This window comes from Saccharopolyspora endophytica, assembly GCF_018070075.1.
GTDB lineage: Bacteria > Actinomycetota > Actinomycetes > Mycobacteriales > Pseudonocardiaceae > Saccharopolyspora > Saccharopolyspora endophytica.
The window spans coordinates 82616-98515 of sequence record NZ_JAGPXE010000002.1 but is presented as its reverse complement, the minus strand read 5'-3'; the positions used below and the strand labels follow the sequence as shown (position 1 = coordinate 98515).

Here is a 15900-nt window from a genome sequence, read left to right as displayed (position 1 = left end):
TTCTCGTCCCGCCGGTCCTACAGCTCCACGAGCTGCTCGCGGAGGGTGTCCAAGCCCATCGAGCCCATCTTGAGGGCTTCGGTGTGGAACGCCTTGACGTCGAAGTTCGCGCCGTGGCGCTGCCTGGCCTCGTCGCGAGCGGCGCGCCACAGGCGTTCGCCGAGCTTGTAGGACGGCGCCTGACCGGGCCAGCCCAGGTATCGGTCGATCTCGTCACGCACCTGCGCCGGGTCGGTGATGGTGCGGCTGAGCATGAACTCCAGCCCCAGGTCCGGCGTCCACCTCTCACCCTCGTGGAACCCCGTTCCGGCCGGGATCTCCAGCTCCAGGTGCATGCCGATGTCCACGACCACGCGCGCGGCGCGGAAGAGCTGGTCGTTGAGCATGCCGAGCAGGTCACCGTCGTCGGAGAGGTAGCCCAGCTCGCGCATCAACCGCTCCGCGTAGAGCGCCCAGCCCTCGCCGTGGCCGGAGACGAAGCAGGCCAGCCGCTGGAACTTGTTGAGCCGCTGGGCCTCGTGCACCGAGGTCGCCACCTGCAGGTGATGCCCGGGCACGCCCTCGTGGTACACAGTGGACACTTCGCGCCAGGTCGGGAAGTCCTGCCGGTCGGCGGGAACCGACCACCACATCCGGCCGGGACGCGAGAAGTCGTCGGTGGGGCCGGTGTAGTAGGCGCCGACGCCCCCGCCCGGCGGGGCGATCTTGCACTCCAGCCGCATCAGCGCGTCCGGGATCTCGAAGTGCGTTCCGCGCAGGTCGGCCAGGGCCTGGTCGGACAACCGCTGCATCCACTGCTCGAACTCGCGCTGACCGCGCACCCGGTAGCGCTCGTCGGCGTCGAGCACGGCCGCCGCTTCGGCCAGCGTCGCGCCGGTCTTGATCCGATTCGCGACCTGCTTCATCTCCGCCTCGATGCCGGAGAACTCCTGCCAGCCCCACTCGTAGGCCTCGCGCAGGTCGAGCTTCGCGCCGGTGAAGTAGCGCGACCAGAGCCGGTAGCGCTCCTCCCCCACCGCGTCCTTCTCCGGCGCCTTGGGCAGCAGGTCGCCGCGCAGGTAGTCGGCCAGGCCGGCGTAGGCCTCCGCGGCCGATTCCGCGGCCGTCTCCAGCTCGCGGCGCAGCGAGTCCTCGATGCCCTGGGCGCGGCCGACCATCGCGGCGAAGAACGACTCCTCGCCGTTGCGCCCGGACCAGGTGTCGCACTGCTCGGCGACCTTGCGGACCTGCCGCGCCGCGGAGACGTTGCCCGCCGCAGCCGCTTCGGTCAGGCCCGCGCGCAGCCCCAGGACGGCTTCGGGCATCGCCGAGAGGCGGCGGCCGATGGTCCGCCAGTCGGCGTCGGTGTCACCGGGCATCAGGTCGAAGACCTGCCGCAGCTCCTGCGCCGGGCTGGCGATCACGTTCAGCGAGGACATGTCCGCGCCGATCTCGTGCAGTTCGAGGTCGAGCCCGATGCGCTCGGTGAACACCGCCTTCGCGATCCGCTCGGCCTCGTCGGCCGGTTCGGCCTGGCGCACCTCGGCGAGGCTGCGGGCTGCCAGTTCGGCGCGCGCCCGGTGGCCGTCGGGCGAGTAGTCGGTCAGTTGCTCTTCCCCACCGGGCAGGCCCAGGTAGGTGCTCGCGATCGGATCGAGCGCCGCCAGCTCGTCGACGAACCGGTCGCTGATCGCGTGTACGCCGTTGTGGTCAACTCCCATGCGGCCACGCTAGCGCGCGCCGAAAGAACCGACGCGATACGACGAAAAGCGGACACCGCCGACGATCACACGAACGGCGAACTCCCCGCTTCGATGGCAGCATCCCTCGCGTGGAGGGGAACACACCGCGCCGAACCCTGTTGGTACTGCTGATCATCCTGCTCGGCACGATGCTCAGCGGGTGCCTGCACGTCAGGTCCGCCATGACCATCTCCGGCGACGACATGGTGTCCGGAGAGGTGCTGGTGGCCACCGAAACGCCGGACGGCAAGGTCCCGTTCGACCTCCGACCGCCCCCGGACCTGGCCGATCGCGTCCAGGTCCGGCCCTACCAGGAGGGCACCAGGGTCGGGGCGAACCTGTCGTTCAACGACCTCTCCTTCCAGGAGGTCGAGCAGCTCGCAGCGGCGATGAGCCCGACGGATTCGCGCTTCTCGCTCCAGATGCACCGCAGCGGCTCGCTGGTGATCTTCCAAGGTCAGGCGGACCTGACGCCGCTGGCGGACACCGACAGCGGCATCGAGCTCAAGATCAGCGCACCGGGTCAGATCACCACGACCAACGGTGAGGAGAGCGCGGGCACGGTCACCTGGCTGCTGAGCCCTGGTGAGGTCACGCAGCCGTACGCGACCTTCCAGTTCACCACCGGTTCCGGGATGGACTGGATCGGGTGGGCGCTGCTGGTGGGCGGAGTCGCGATCATCGCGGCGGTCCTGATCGCCGCGCTCGCGCTGCGCAACCACCTGCGAACCCGGCCCGGCGCCAAGCTCTGATCACGGGCTTCGCGAGACCACCCGAGATCGTCACCCTCCGGAGTTCGCCCAGATACGGGGAGCAACGCCGTGGCCCCGCAGGAAGCCGCGTGACGGCATCGCGCAGGATGGAGGTGTGCCTCCCATGTACTCGGCCACCATGCGGGCCGTCGGCGGCAACGCCGATTTCGAAGCTGATCTGCCCGGTCACGTCCAGCGGGTGCTGGCCACCTGCCTGCAGGCCCGGCGCGACGAGGCGGCCGACCTCGACCCCGCGGTCGGATCGGCGATTGCCGAGCTCAACGACTTCGTGCTCGGCGGCGGCAAGCGCATCCGCCCGACCTTCGCCTGGTGGGGCTGGCGGGCCTGCGGTGGCGCGGCCACCGGGCCCGAGGCGGAGGCGATGCTCCAGGCCGCCAGCGCCCTGGAGCTGATCCAGACGTGCGCGCTGGTGCACGACGACCTCATCGACGAGTCCGACACGCGGCGCGGCAAACCGACGATCCACCGCCGGTTCCAGCAGCAGCACCGGGACTCCGACTACACCGGCGACGACACCCAGTTCGGCATGGCCGCGGCCGTGCTGCTCGGCGACCTCGCGCTGGCCTGGGCCGACGACATGCTGCACACCTCGGGCATCCCGGCCGAGGCGATGATGCGGGCGCTGCGGCCGTGGCGCGCGATGCGCACCGAGGTCCTCTCCGGCCAGTACCTGGACGTGCTGGGGCAGGTCAACGTCGACGAGTCGCCCGAAGCCGCGCTGAAGATCTGCCTGCTCAAGGCCGCCTCCTACACCGTGCAGCGGCCTCTCGAGCTGGGCGCAGAGATCGCCGGGGCCACGCCCGAGGCGCTGACCGCGCTGCGCCGGTTCGGCTCCGACATCGGCGTGGCGTTCCAGCTGCGCGACGACCTGCTGGGCGTGTTCGGCGACCCCGCGGTCACCGGCAAGCCCGCCGGGGACGACCTGCGCGAGGGCAAGCGCACGGTGCTGATCGCCGAGGCGGTCGCGGCCGCCCACGAGCGCGACGACCAGGCGAAGCTGGACCTGCTGCACGAGGTGCTGGGCGATCCGCTGCTCACCGAGCAGCGAGTGGCCTCGGCCCGCGAGGTGCTCACCGAGCTGGGAGCGGTGGCGGCCGTGGAGAAGCGGATCACCGAGCTGACCGGATCGGCGATGCTCGCGCTGCACACCGCGGGGCTCGACGAGCCCGCGGCGTCGCGGCTGGCCGAGCTGGCCATCGCGGTCACCGACCGAAGCCACTGACGCGATGCGCTCGGTCACCGGACGCACCGACCACGTGGTGATCGTCGGCGCCGGGCTGGCCGGGTTGTCCGCGGCGCTGCACCTGGCCGGTGCGGGACGCCGGGTGACGGTCGTGGAACGCGCCGAGGTTCCGGGCGGCCGAGCGGGCCTGAAGGTGCTCGACGGGTACCGGATCGACACCGGCCCGACCGTGCTGACGATGCCGGAGCTGCTCGACGAAGCCCTGCACGCCGTCGGCTCGTCGGTGCGCGAACGGCTCGACCTCATCCCGCTGCACCCGGCCTACCAGGCCACGTTCGCCGACGGGTCGGTGCTGGACGTGCACACCGACGCCGAGGCGATGGAGCACGAGGTGCGGCGGCTGGCCGGACCGCGCGAGGCCGACGGGTACCGGCGGCTGCGGCACTGGCTGACCGAGGTCTACCGGGCGGAGATGCACCGGTTCATCGACGCCAACTTCGACTCGCCGCTGGACCTCATCTCGCCGGAACTGGCGCGGCTGGTGGCGCTCGGGGGCTTCGGCAGGCTCGGCCCGGCGATCGGGCGGTTCCTGCGCGACGAGCGGCTGCGCCGGGTGTTCTCCTTCCAAGCGCTCTACGCGGGCCTGGACCCGCGCCGCGCGCTGGCGCTGTACGCGGTGATCTCCTACATGGACACGATCAACGGCGTGTGGTTCCCGCGCGGCGGCATGCACGCGGTGCCCGCGGCGATGGCCGAAGCCGCAGCGCAGGCCGGGGTGGAGTTCAGGTACGGGACCGAGGTGACCGGGCTGGAGCGCAGCGGCGACCGGGTCAGCACGGTGCTCACCGCCGACGAGCGGATCCCCGCCGACGCCGTGGTGCTCACCCCCGACCTGCCCGTGGTGCACCGGCTGCTGGGCAACCGGCCGAAGCGCCGGCTGCGCTGGTCGCCGTCGGCCGTGGTGCTGCACGCCGGCACCGCGCGGAGCTGGTCGACGGCCCATCACACGATCTCCTTCGGCGAGGCGTGGCAGAGCACCTTCACCGAGATCATCCGCGACGGACGACCGATGACCGACCCGTCCCTGCTGGTCACGCGGCCGACGGCGAGCGATCCTTCGCTGGCGCCGGCCGGCGGGGAACTGCACTACATCCTCGCGCCGTGCCCGAACCTGCAGACCGGACCGATCGACTGGGCGCGCGTGGGACCCCGCTACCGCGAGGAGCTGGTGCGCGTCCTCGAGGACCGGGGGTTCTCCGGTTTCGGCGCGGCGATCGAGACGTCGGACCTGGTGACGCCCGTGGAGTGGGCGGCGGAGGGACACGCCGCGGGCACTCCGTTCTCGGCCGCGCACACCTTCTCCCAGACCGGACCGTTCCGGCCCAAGAACCTGGTCCGGGGTCTGGGCAACGTCGTCCTCGCGGGTTCCGGGACGACTCCGGGCGTCGGGGTCCCTCCGGTGCTGATCTCGGGGAAGCTCGCCGCGCAGCGGGTCCTGGGCGGTTCGAGCCCGAGCTGACCAGGCGAAAGGGATTGTTCGGACCCGCCACCCCCGGATGGCGGCGCGCCGCCGATGTGGCGATGATGCTCCTCGCGGGGATCGGTGATCTTCACGGCTCCGCCGCAACGACACCCCAGTGATCGAGGAGACCACATGTCCAAGCCGCCGCTGCCGCCCGACGCCGTCGAGCTGTTGCGCCGCGCCAACCCGTCCGTGATCACGACGCTGCGTTCCGACGGCACGCCGGTGTCCACCCCCACCTGGTACCTGTGGGAGGACGACGGCCGGGTCCTGATCAACATGGACGCGGCCCGCGTTCGCCTCAAGCACATCCAGCGGGACCCGCGCGTGACGCTGAGCGTCCTGGATTCCGGCGACTGGTACACCCACGTCACCGTCGTCGGCCGGGTGGCCGAGTTCAAGGACGACGAAGGACTGGTCGACATCGACCGCCTCGCCCACCACTACCTCGGCAACCAGTACCCGAACCGGGAGAACCCGCGGGTCAGCGCCTGGATCGAGGTCGACAAGTGGCACGGCTGGGGCTCGATGAAGGACAACGACCAGCCCGGCTGAGCGCGTTCTCCCCGGGTGGTGCCACGCCACCCGGGGAGCCCGTCAGAAGCCCAGTGCTTGAGCCCGGCGCTTGACCTCTCGGCCCCGGTCGCCGCGCAACGCGTCGATCGGAGCGCCCGGGAGCGTGTCGTCCGGGGTGAACAGCCACCGGAGGATCTCGTCCTCGTGGTAACCGGCGTCCCGGAGCAGGGTGATCGTGCCGGGCAAGCCCTTCACGATCTCGTCGTCGACGAAGAAGGCGCTGGGCACGCCCAGCTCCTTGTTCCGCCGCAGGGCGAGCAGATGACCATCACGAATGAGTTGATGCACCCGGGTGACGGACCGACCGAGCTTCTCAGCCACGGCGGTCAGCGGTACGACCTCCACATCGGGAGCCAGCACGTCCGGGGCAGCAGGGATTGCAACCACATCGAACACCTTGCCACATGACCGCCCGGCGTGCCGTGCACCGCGCGGGTAAAGTTGTTGATCACCACCTCCGCCCCACCGAGCACCGGTACCGTGCGCGTACCTGCCACAATCGGTGGTGGCAAGGAACCCGGGGAATGGCGAGCGATGACACCTGAGACGCGGCAAGGACAGGGCAACAGCCTCGTCGGAGCCTTTCTCGAACGTCGCTACCGGGTCGACTCGATGATCGCGCGCGGCGGCATGTCGACCGTTTACCGAGGTCTGGACACCCGCCTGGAGCGCCCGGTGGCGCTGAAGGTGATGGACGCCCGCTACTCCGGCGACCGCTCCTTCGTCGACCGGTTCGAGCGCGAAGCCCGCTCCGCCGCGAAGCTGCACCACAACGACGTCGTGGCCGTCTACGACCAGGGCGTGGACCACGGACCCGACGGCGACCACGTGTTCCTGGTCATGGAGCTGGTCGAGGGGTGCACGCTGCGCGACCTGATCCTGGACCGCGGCGGGAAGCTGCCGCTGGCCATGGCGATCAGCGTGATGCAGCCGGTGCTCTCGGCGCTGGCCTCCGCGCATCGCGCGGGCATGGTGCACCGGGACGTCAAGCCGGAGAACGTGCTCATCGGCAAGGACGGTTCGGTCAAGGTCGCCGACTTCGGGCTGGTCCGCGCCGCCGCCGAGGCGGGCACGACCAGCGGGAGCGTCATCCTCGGCACCGTCGCCTACCTCTCCCCCGAGCAGGTCACCACGGGTGCCGCCGACGCCCGCACCGACGTCTACGCCGCCGGGATCGTGCTCTACGAGCTGCTGACCGGCCGCCCTCCCTTCACCGGCGACACCGCGATGTCGGTGGCCTACCAGCACGTCAACGACGACGTGCCCCCTCCCGCCACGACCTCACCCGAGGTGCCCGACGCGCTCGACGCCCTGGTGCTGCGCGCCACCCGGCGCGACCCGGCCGAGCGCCCCGCCGACGCGGAGGCGTTCCTGGCCGAGCTGGAGCAGGTGCGCAGCGACCTGGGCATCGCCCCGGTGGCCGTGCCGGTGCCGGCCTCGGAGGCCACGACCGCGCTGATGCCGCCGGTCGCCGACCCGCCGACCGAGCAGTTCCCGACCGTGCGGGCCCAGCCGACCCGGGTCGAGCCGGTCCCGGCGAACTTCGAGCAGCAGCCGCCGCGCCAGCACACCCGCGCGCTCGCCCGCCCGGCCACCGAGGACTACGACACCCCGCGACCGGGCGCGGGCATGGAACCGCAACGGCGCAAGGGCCGCCGCAACGGCGCGATGTGGGCCGCGATCGTGCTGGTCCTGGCGGCGCTGGTGGGCGGTGCGGCGTTCTGGCTCGGCTTCGGCAGCTACGTCTCGGTGCCCAGGATCGTCGGGGTGTCCGAGCAGCAGGCCGTCCAGACGCTGGAAGGCGCCGGGCTGACCGCGAACGTGACCAAGGAGAACGACAACGACGTGCCGGAAGGCATCGTGCTCAGCTCGAACCCGACCGAGGGTTCGCAGGTGCGCAGCGGCGGCTCGGTGGACGTCGTGGTCTCGCTGGGCAAGCCCGCCGTGCCGCAGATCGCCGCGGGCATCACGGTCGCGGAGGCCGAGAACCTCATCCGCAACGCCAAGCTGCAGCCCAAGCAGGACTCCTCGTCCGCGCAGTACGACCGCGCGGTGCCCGAGGGGCACGTGATCAGCGTGGATCCGGCCCCGGGCACCCGGGTGAACCTCAACTCCGAGGTGTCGCTGATCGTCAGCAAGGGTCCACCGCCGGTGCAGGTCCCGGACGTGCGCGGGATGAGCCGCGAGGACGCCTTCACCACGCTGAGCAACGCGGGCTTCGAGCCCTACGACGCGGGCCAGCAGTTCGACGGCGACATCGACGCCGGCAAGGTCGTCAGCACCAACCCGACGATCGGCACCGAGGTCAAGCTGGTCGGCCGTCCGCGCATCGGCGTGGTGGTGTCCAACGCGGTCCCGGTGCCCAGCCTCAACGGCATGAAGGTCACCGAGGCGCAGGTGCAGGTGGCTCAGCTCGGACTCCAACTCAGCGTGCAGGCTCTGTTCCAGCGCGAGGACATGATGATCCTGGGCCAGTACCCGCTGCCGGGAAGCCGGGTGCAGCCCGGTTCGGCCATCCACGTCACGGCGTTCTGACGACTCGCTAGCTGAATCGGCGGTCGTCTTTCCGGGGGAAGATCTCCACCCGTAGGCGTGATCCTGATCTCGTGTCCGAGTTGTAACGTTCTTGCGACGTGTGGATCTACCAGCGGCGATCCGGGATGCGAAGATCATCCGCGAAGCTACCGGAACACGCGATCTGACCTGGTCAGAGCCGGACCGGCGGGCGCTTGTGGAAATATTGAGCGCACCATGGCCCCGATTGTCTCCGTGGAGTCGGCACCAGGCAGGTCCGAACGGACCCACAACACGACAGCCGACCCGTTCAGCTTCGGCGGACGTCTCCCCGGACGTCCGCTGCCCCTGCGCACCATCGCGCTCGGCGCGATCGGTTCCGTGATGCTGCTGGCCGGCTCGGTCGGCGCCGCGGGAACCCTCATCCACGACCCGATCCTCGGCGACGGCCCGCTGTCGGTGCTGCGCTACGGCCACGGCCGCGATGTCGCGGTCACCGTCGTCTACGTGGGATTCGCCCTGCTGGTCTGGGCGTGGGTGCGGCTCGGCCGCGGCGTGATCGCACGACTGGTGTCCTCGCGCGGAGTGCTGTGGGCGACGGCCGCCTGGCTGGCGCCGATCCTCATCGCCCCGCCGCTGTTCACCCGCGACGTCTACAGCTACCTCGGCCAAGGGCTTCTCGCGCTCCACGGCCTCGACCCCTACGGCGTGGGCCCGGCGATGCTGACCGGCCCGATCCCGGAGAACGTCCACCCCACCTGGCAGACCACCCCCGCGCCCTACGGCCCGCTGTTCATGGGCGTGGCCAAGGGCGTGATCCTGCTGGCCGGGCACGACGTGATCGCCAGCGTCATCGTCATGCGGCTGGTGCTGCTCGGCGGCCTGGTGCTGCTGATCTGCGCGCTGCCCGGCCTGGTCGAGCACCTGGGCGGACGCCTGCCGGTCGCGCTGTGGCTGGTCGCGGCGAGCCCGATGACCGTGGTGCACCTGGTCGGCGGCCCGCACAACGACATGCTGATGATCGGCCTGCTCGCGACGGGCACGCTGGCGATGCTGCGGGGACGCAACGTGCTCGGCATCGGCCTGGTGTCGGCGGCGATGGCGGTGAAGGCGACCGCAGGGCTGGCGCTGCCGTTCCTGGTGTGGATCTGGGCGGCACGGCTGGAGGGCCCGAGGCTGCGCCGGTTCGTGCACGCGGTCGTGCCCGCGCTGGGCGTGTTCGCGGTGGTCTTCGGCTCCTGCACGGCGCTGGCGAAGGTCGGTTTCGGCTGGTTGTCGGCGCTGTCGGCACCCGGCATGATCGTGAACTACCTGTCGGCGCCGACCGCCGTCGGGCAGGCCGTGCACACCGTGCTGTCGCTGTTCGGCGAGCTCAACATCTGGCCGATCGTGGGCACCACCCGCACGCTGGGCTCGATGCTGCTGCTGGCGCTGCTGGCCTGGAACTGGTGGCAGGCCCGCGACGGCGGGACCGAAGCCGTGCGCCGCGCGGCGATCGTGCTGTGCTGCGGCGCGCTGCTCTCACCGGTGGTGCTGCCCTGGTACCTGACCTGGGGCCTCGCCCTCGGCTCGGCGTTCGCCTGGACTCCCCGCGCCCTGTCCTACGTGGTGGGCGCCTCGATCGCGCTGGTGCTCGCCTACTACCCCGACGGCGAGCAGGCGATGTACAACTGGCCGTTCGTCGCGGTCGGCATCGGCGCGGCCGTGCTGGGCGGGATCTCGCTGCTGCGCTTCGACCCGCTCGGCCTGAGCGGCCCGATCCGCGACTTCACCCGAGACCTCCGCGAAGAGAGCCTCCTCCGCCGCTGACCGAAGCAGAACGGGCCCGGAATCACTTCCGGGCCCGTTCTCTCGTCAGGCAAGCGGCGAAGCCGCTTTCCACATCAGTCGCGGATCCCGGAGCCAGAAGGTAGCGGGAAACGAGTCGCTGCTCAGCCTCGCAGCATCTCGGCGACGAGGAATGCGAGTTCCAGCGACTGCTGGGTGTTCAGGCGGGGGTCGCAGGCGGTCTCGTAGCGACCGGACAGGTCCGAGTCGGAGATCTCCTGGGCACCGCCCAGGCACTCGGTGACGTCCTCACCGGTCAGCTCGATGTGGATGCCGCCCGGGTGCGTGCCCAGCCGGTTGTGCACCTCGAAGAAGCCCTGCACCTCGTCGACGATGCGGTCGAAGTGGCGGGTCTTGTAGCCGGTGCTGGCCTCGTGGGTGTTGCCGTGCATGGGGTCGCACTGCCAGATCACCTGGTGCCCGGAGGCGGTGACCTTCTCGACGATGGCGGGCAGGACATCGCGCACCTTGCCGTTGCCCATCCGGCTGATCAGCGTGAGGCGGCCCGGCTCGTTGTTCGGGTCCAGCCGCTCGACGTACTCGACGGCCTGCTCGGGCGTGGTGCTCGGGCCGATCTTGAGGCCGATCGGGTTCGAGATCAGCTCGGCGAAGGCGATGTGCGCGCCGTCGAGCTGGCGGGTGCGGTCGCCGACCCACAGGAAGTGACCGGACAGGTCGTAGAGCCGAGGCGTGTCGCCGCTGTGGTCCAACCGCAGCATGGCCCGCTCGTAGTCGAGCACCAGCGCCTCGTGGCTGGCGAAGAACTCCACGGAGTGCAGGCTGGAGTCGTCGACGCCGCAGGCGTGCATGAAGCGCAGGCCCCGGTCGATCTCGGCGGCCACGGACTCGTAGCGCTCACCGGCCGGCGAGTTGAGGACGAAGTCCTTGTTCCAGTCGTGCACCTTGGTCAGCGCGGCCATCCCGGCGCTGGTCAGCGCGCGGGAGAGGTTCATCGCGGCGCTGGCGTTGGCGTAGGCGCGGATCAGCCGCGACGGGTCGTGCCGACGGGCCTCCTCGGTGGCGACCAGCGAGTTGACCATGTCGCCCCGGTAGGAGGGCAGGCCGAGCGCGTCGGTGTTGCTGGAGCGCGGCTTGGCGTACTGGCCGGCGATCCGTCCGAGCTTGACCACCGGCATGCTCGCGCCGTAGGTCAGCACGACGGCCATCTGCAGCAGGGTCCGGATGTTGCCGCGGATGTGCGGCTCGGTGTTGTCCGCGAACGTCTCCGCGCAGTCACCTCCCTGCAGCAGAAACGCCTCGCCACGGGCGACCGCGGCGAGGTGCTGACGCAGCTGGTCCACCTCGGAGGGCACGGTCACCGGCGGAACGCTCTCCAGCACCTTGCGAACGTTGCCGACCTCTTGGTCCGGCCACGTCGGCTGCTGAGCCGCGGGGCGAGCCAGGGCGTCATCAAGACGGGCACGCATCTCCGACGGCAGCGGAGGCAACTCGGGCAGGTCATCTACGGGGACGTCGACGGTCCAGTTCACGCGGTCAAGAATAGGCGCTCCGCGCTACTCCTTTTCCGTCGGGAGCGCAGTCTCACACTCGGACCCACGACGTCCACTACCGGTCGGCGTCGATTCAGAACCGGATCAACCCCATCCACCGCGCGAATCCCTTCAACCCACCGGGAACCCGCCGCTCCCCCGCGAGCAGCACCCGCACGGTCTCACGCACCGAGGGATGAACCCGGACCTGGTGCGGCGAGACCCGGCGTGCGGCGTTGAGCTCCGCGAGGGCGCGCTCACCGCTGCCGTGCAGCGTCCAGGCTCGCGCCTGGTCGATGTGGTGACGTGCAACACGCTCCGGCCTGGTGGGGTCGGCGATCACGACTCGAGCGGCGCGGCTCACGGCCTCCGTCGGGTCGTAATACTCGACCGGTACCGCGCACCAATGCACGTCAACGTTCAGCTTGCTGGCGTCGGTGTTGTAGTACGGCACAGCATCGGCACCAGCCCCGACCAGTTCCCTGGCCGACCGGACGTGATCATCGGCCCGTTCGACATCACCACTACGCGCAGCCAGCACCGCTGCCCGCAGGTGCAACTGCGCCTGCACCCCGAGCGCTCGCGGATCGCGCCGGTCACCAATCCGATTCAGAGCGCGACCGAGCAGACGGCTGCCCGCCGAGTGGTGTCCGGCCTGCAGGAAGTTGCTCGACCGGTGCCAGTCCGAGACCGCCAGACGAAGCGGATCTCCGGTTTCCGGCGCCAGCGCCACGTGCCTCTCGGAAGCGATCGCAGCCAGGTCCGGATGCCCGAACCGCCCTGCCGCCGAGGCGCTGAGCCGGTAGGCGTCGTGCAGGACCGACCGCACCTGCTCGCCGTCACTGGTGCCCGGTACGGCGCGCCCGGCAAGCGCATGGAGGTGGTGGAGAGTCTGCGGAAGCATCCGGGTCAGCTCGGCGTACCGCTGCGCGGCGCGGAGTCGTTCGGCTCGATCGAGGAGCGCTCGCAGCTCTTCCACGCCGAGTTCGGGGGCACTGGGTTGCGGATCATCGAACGCGTGCAGCGCTTCCCGGAGCTCAGGGATGTCGGCCTGTTCGCTGTGGAAATCAGTCACCACGTCGGCGACTCGCACCCCGTGCAGCTCGCGGACGTCGACGCCGAACGCCTTCGCGCAGGCCGCGATGAACGCCGAGCTGGGCGGCGTCCTCCCCTGCTCGACCTTCTTGACCAGGCTCGTGGACACGAAGGTGCGCGCCGCCAGCTGCTGCTGCGTCCACCCGGCGAGCTTGCGCAGCACGGCGATCCGAACCCCGGCGCTCTCCACTCGAGCATTGTCCCCGCGTTGTCCCTCAGAACCGCAAGTAACTCCTAGTGTCATTCATGGCACGTTACGTAATCGATAGTGATCGACCGGAGGCACCGCATGACCAACGCCGCGCGCTATTTCTGGCTCCCAGTGGCTGACGGCTCCCACGGCTACGGACTGACCCGGCACGCCTTCCCTGGGCGGAGAGCCAACGCCAGCACGGCGGCGCCTGCGCACTGCGGCAAGACCTTCGCCCTGGCCGTCCCATCCGAAATGGACTGGATCTGCGCTCCGACCTGCCAGGAATGCAACGACACCCTCAAGGCTGGCCACGCGAGGTGATCCGAAAACCTCCGTGCTCGGGTTCTGAAAAATGACGGTGAATCCGGCCACCGAATTGCTGCAGCGACGAGTTGTGGTGGCTCGAAAGATCAGGGGCCGACACCCGATTGACGTGAAACGTTGAAAACCGCCCCAGCGAACGTCTGCCCGCCGCTAGGCTCCCGCCGCGTTGATCGACACGAGAGGAGCCAGCGGTGACGGGGACTCGCGAGGAGCCCGGCCAGCAGCACGTTCAGGAGAGGACTGACCGCAAACCCCTTTCCCAACGGTTGTGGCCCATCAGCATCCTCGCCGATATCGCCGCAGTGGTCGCGCTGCTGACGAGTTCAACGCACAACATCGCCTTGGTCATCGCATCGCTCGCGCTGGTCCTAGGCACCGTGCACCTCTGGATCGCCTTCGGTAGGACGGTCGATCGGTGGGTGATCTTCTCCATCGTGGCGATCGTGGCCGGCGCCTCGCTCATCACGGCTGTGGCGACCAGCGCGATGATCACCCGGGCGCAGGCGGGATCGCCCACCAACTCCGGAAAACCATCCCAGGCACCCCAGCCCTCGCAGTCGTCCGATCAGCCGGCCCACGTCCCGTCGACGAGCTCACCCGTGACGACGCCGCAGGAATCGAGCCCGCCGAGCGAACCGGCTGGGGGTGACCCCAGCATCGCCAGGGCGAGCGGCGACAAGCCCATTGCCCTAACGCCCTACTACGCACTGGATCTCGACTCGCGCGAGCCCTACTGGATCGCGAAGTACTCGTCGAGCAGCAGCAACCCCAACCTCTCCGACGACCTCAAGAATGCGAGCGGAACCCTGACCGCGCCGTACCACTTGGCGTACATGGGCAGCAAGCAGGCGACCCTCGACGATTGCATCCGAGCTCCGTACAAGAGCTACAGCGGCTTCGAAGAGGTCGTCACCGGCGCAGTGTTCTGCGTGCGGACTTCTGAAGGCGCTTACGGGCGGATCACGCTGCTCCGGGCTGAAGAGCAACAGCTCATGCTGGACGCCGTCGTGTGGAGAACGTCCGCATGAGATGAGGACGGGACGTGGTGGCCTGGATGAACCCCGCTCAAGGGACCACGCCCGCTCAGCAGTGTCCCGGATCCGCGAGTTCCGGGCACCGCTTCAGTTGACGGCTGCGCGTTCCACGCCCGCTTCGACGGCGTCGGCGTCGTAGCCGACCGGTTCCCAGCGCTTGGCGAGGAGGGCGATCAAGCCCATGAGGGGTGCCAGGGCGATCACCCAGAAGACGCCGCTGGCGAGGGCCGTGCTCAGGACCGGGAAGAAGAACAGGGCCAGCGTCGAGCCGACGCGCAGCGTGCCCTGGTTGAAGCCGAGGCCGGTGCCGCGCATCGACGTCGGGTAGCTCAGCGACGCGAAGCTCATGAAGTGCGCGCCCGGGCCGGACGCCTGGGCGAACATGAACGCGCCCAGCGCGGCGATGGCGAACAGCACGTAGGCGGTGCCGTCTGGCTTGCCGATCAGGGCCAGCGCCACCAGCGAGGCCAGCTGGACCGCGAAGCCGACGAACGTCAGCTTCCACGCGCCGACTCGGTTGGCCAGCCGGATCCCCAGCACACCACCGGTGACCGCGAAGACCAGGTTGAGCACCAGCGACGCGCTGATCGTGTTCAGCGCGCCCTGCGCCAGGATGCTCGCGATGATCACCGGCAGGCCGTAGGCGACCGCGTTGTAGCCGAAGGTCTGCGCCAGGCCGATCGTCAGGGCCTGGAAGGTGCGGGCCCGGTAGCGGCGCTCGAAGAGCCGCTTGACCTCCGGAAGTCCCTTGCGCTTGGGCTTCTCGGGAACCTGAGCGTCCTCGGCGACGGTGGCGTTCACGCCGTAGGAGCGGGTGAGGATCTCCGCCGCGCGCCGCAGATCACCGTTGTCCGCCGCCCAGGACGGGGACTCGTTCATGTACTTGTTGCGCACCAGCAGGATCACCAGCGCCGGCACGGCGCCGAAACCGACGGTGAACCGCCACAGCAGACCGTGGTGGGCCTCCGGCAGCAGGAAGTACAGCGCCATGATCACCACGTAGCAACCGCTGGTCGCCACGTACCAGGCCGTCGACCAGGACGCGGTGCGCGCGCCCTTGCTGCCCTTGCCGCGCAGTCTGGAGAACTCGGCGAGGAAGGCCATCGCCACCGGGATGTCCATGCCGACGCCGAAGCCCATCAGGAACCGGAAGAAGATCAGCACCTCGGCGTTGGGGGCGAGCGCGCAGCCCAGCGCGGAGATCACGAAGAACAGCATGTCGGCCATGAACACGCGGTAGCGGCCGAGCCGGTCGACCAGCACGCCGCCGAACCAGGCGCCGAGGATCGCGCCCACGCTGATCGAGGCCGTCACCGCGCCCGCGCCCACCGAGGTCAGGCCGAACTGCTGCTTGATGTCGGTGATGCCGTAGGCCAGCGAGGTGAGGTCGTAGGCGTCCAGGAAGATCCCGCCCAGCGCCAGCAGGACGATCATCTTCGCGTGACTGCCGCGCGCCGCACCCGAGTTGACCAGTTCGGTGACGTCCTGCGCCGAGCGGATGAGCACCGGCGGGCGCTCGGCGGCGGATTGCGTGGACACGCGCGGGCTCCTTCGAGATGAACGGGGATGTCGGCCGCAACGCTGCGAACCGTTCGAATCGCGAAGGAAGAGCCTAACCGGACGAGAAACCGCGTCCACGTGGTGGAAC

Annotated in this window: 13 protein-coding genes; 8 read left to right on the top strand and 5 right to left on the bottom strand. The window is 69.9% G+C overall.

Going from position 1 to position 15900, the window contains the following annotated elements; all coding sequences use genetic code 11:
* Window positions 1-17: 17 nt before the first annotated feature.
* Window positions 18-1700 (bottom strand): DUF885 domain-containing protein, encoded by a 1683-nt coding sequence (locus tag KBO27_RS04565; protein ID WP_210968715.1) that lies wholly within the window; start codon window positions 1698-1700, stop codon window positions 18-20.
* Window positions 1701-1810: 110 nt separating this feature from the next.
* Between KBO27_RS04565 and KBO27_RS04560 the strand changes: the two genes are divergently transcribed.
* The 4 genes from KBO27_RS04560 to KBO27_RS04545 all read left to right on the top strand — a co-directional run bounded on the left by KBO27_RS04560 (window position 1811) and on the right by KBO27_RS04545 (window position 5754).
* Window positions 1811-2473, top strand: a complete 663-nt coding sequence (locus tag KBO27_RS04560) for a DUF3153 domain-containing protein (RefSeq protein WP_307870235.1) — start codon at window positions 1811-1813, stop codon at window positions 2471-2473.
* A 124-nt stretch (window positions 2474-2597) separates the two neighbouring features.
* Window positions 2598-3716 (top strand): polyprenyl synthetase family protein, encoded by a 1119-nt coding sequence (locus KBO27_RS04555; protein WP_246536302.1) that lies wholly within the window; start codon window positions 2598-2600, stop codon window positions 3714-3716.
* A 4-nt stretch (window positions 3717-3720) separates the two neighbouring features.
* Complete coding sequence (gene crtI / locus KBO27_RS04550; protein WP_210968714.1) at window positions 3721-5196, top strand: phytoene desaturase family protein; 1476 nt, start codon at window positions 3721-3723, stop codon at window positions 5194-5196.
* Between the two features lie 135 nt (window positions 5197-5331).
* Window positions 5332-5754 carry a PPOX class F420-dependent oxidoreductase gene (locus KBO27_RS04545; RefSeq protein ID WP_210968713.1) on the top strand — a complete coding sequence of 141 codons (423 nt, stop codon included), beginning with the start codon at window positions 5332-5334 and terminating at the stop codon, window positions 5752-5754.
* A gap of 42 nt (window positions 5755-5796) precedes the next feature.
* Here the strand turns inward: KBO27_RS04545 and KBO27_RS04540 are convergent, their stop codons facing one another.
* Window positions 5797-6162, bottom strand: a complete 366-nt coding sequence (locus KBO27_RS04540) for an Rv2175c family DNA-binding protein (RefSeq protein ID WP_207918473.1) — start codon at window positions 6160-6162, stop codon at window positions 5797-5799.
* Between the two features lie 147 nt (window positions 6163-6309).
* On the opposite strand from KBO27_RS04540, the gene pknB reads away from it, so the two are divergent.
* Window positions 6310-8310, top strand: a complete 2001-nt coding sequence (gene pknB, locus KBO27_RS04535; RefSeq protein WP_210968712.1) for a Stk1 family PASTA domain-containing Ser/Thr kinase — start codon at window positions 6310-6312, stop codon at window positions 8308-8310.
* A 216-nt stretch (window positions 8311-8526) separates the two neighbouring features.
* A complete protein-coding gene (gene mptB / locus KBO27_RS04530; protein ID WP_210968711.1) occupies window positions 8527-10098 on the top strand; it encodes a polyprenol phosphomannose-dependent alpha 1,6 mannosyltransferase MptB in 1572 nt (523 codons plus the stop codon).
* A 122-nt stretch (window positions 10099-10220) separates the two neighbouring features.
* On the opposite strand, the gene KBO27_RS04525 is transcribed toward mptB, so the two are convergent.
* The gene (locus KBO27_RS04525) at window positions 10221-11606 is read right to left on the bottom strand and encodes a class II 3-deoxy-7-phosphoheptulonate synthase (RefSeq protein ID WP_210968710.1); all 1386 of its coding nucleotides are present in this window, start codon (window positions 11604-11606) and stop codon (window positions 10221-10223) included.
* Between the two features lie 94 nt (window positions 11607-11700).
* Window positions 11701-12891 (bottom strand): helix-turn-helix domain-containing protein, encoded by a 1191-nt coding sequence (locus tag KBO27_RS04520; RefSeq protein WP_210968709.1) that lies wholly within the window; start codon window positions 12889-12891, stop codon window positions 11701-11703.
* Between the two features lie 99 nt (window positions 12892-12990).
* Between KBO27_RS04520 and KBO27_RS04515 the strand changes: the two genes are divergently transcribed.
* Both KBO27_RS04515 and KBO27_RS04510 read left to right on the top strand, forming a co-directional pair.
* The gene (locus KBO27_RS04515; RefSeq protein ID WP_210968708.1) at window positions 12991-13215 is read left to right on the top strand and encodes an HC3 family zinc finger protein; all 225 of its coding nucleotides are present in this window, start codon (window positions 12991-12993) and stop codon (window positions 13213-13215) included.
* 194 nt (window positions 13216-13409) lie between these two features.
* On the top strand, window positions 13410-14246 hold the full coding sequence (locus tag KBO27_RS04510) for a hypothetical protein (RefSeq protein WP_210968707.1): 837 nt from the start codon (window positions 13410-13412) through the stop codon (window positions 14244-14246).
* A 93-nt stretch (window positions 14247-14339) separates the two neighbouring features.
* Here KBO27_RS04510 and KBO27_RS04505 read toward each other — a convergent pair whose 3' ends face one another.
* Window positions 14340-15791 (bottom strand): MFS transporter, encoded by a 1452-nt coding sequence (locus KBO27_RS04505; RefSeq protein WP_210968706.1) that lies wholly within the window; start codon window positions 15789-15791, stop codon window positions 14340-14342.
* Between the last annotated feature and the right edge of the window lie 109 nt (window positions 15792-15900).

What these genes read in the sequence shown, in the direction of transcription:
- KBO27_RS04545 (WP_210968713.1), top strand. Translation starts at nt 5,332, where the DNA reads ATGTCCAAGCCGCCGCTGCCGCCCGACGCCGTCGAGCTGTTGCGCCGC.
- pknB (WP_210968712.1), top strand. Translation starts at nt 6,310, where the DNA reads ATGACACCTGAGACGCGGCAAGGACAGGGCAACAGCCTCGTCGGAGCC.
- KBO27_RS04515 (WP_210968708.1), top strand. Translation starts at nt 12,991, where the DNA reads ATGACCAACGCCGCGCGCTATTTCTGGCTCCCAGTGGCTGACGGCTCC.
- crtI (WP_210968714.1), top strand. Translation starts at nt 3,721, where the DNA reads ATGCGCTCGGTCACCGGACGCACCGACCACGTGGTGATCGTCGGCGCC.
- KBO27_RS04565 (WP_210968715.1), bottom strand. Translation starts at nt 1,700, where the DNA reads ATGGGAGTTGACCACAACGGCGTACACGCGATCAGCGACCGGTTCGTC.
- KBO27_RS04555 (WP_246536302.1), top strand. Translation starts at nt 2,598, where the DNA reads ATGTACTCGGCCACCATGCGGGCCGTCGGCGGCAACGCCGATTTCGAA.
- mptB (WP_210968711.1), top strand. Translation starts at nt 8,527, where the DNA reads ATGGCCCCGATTGTCTCCGTGGAGTCGGCACCAGGCAGGTCCGAACGG.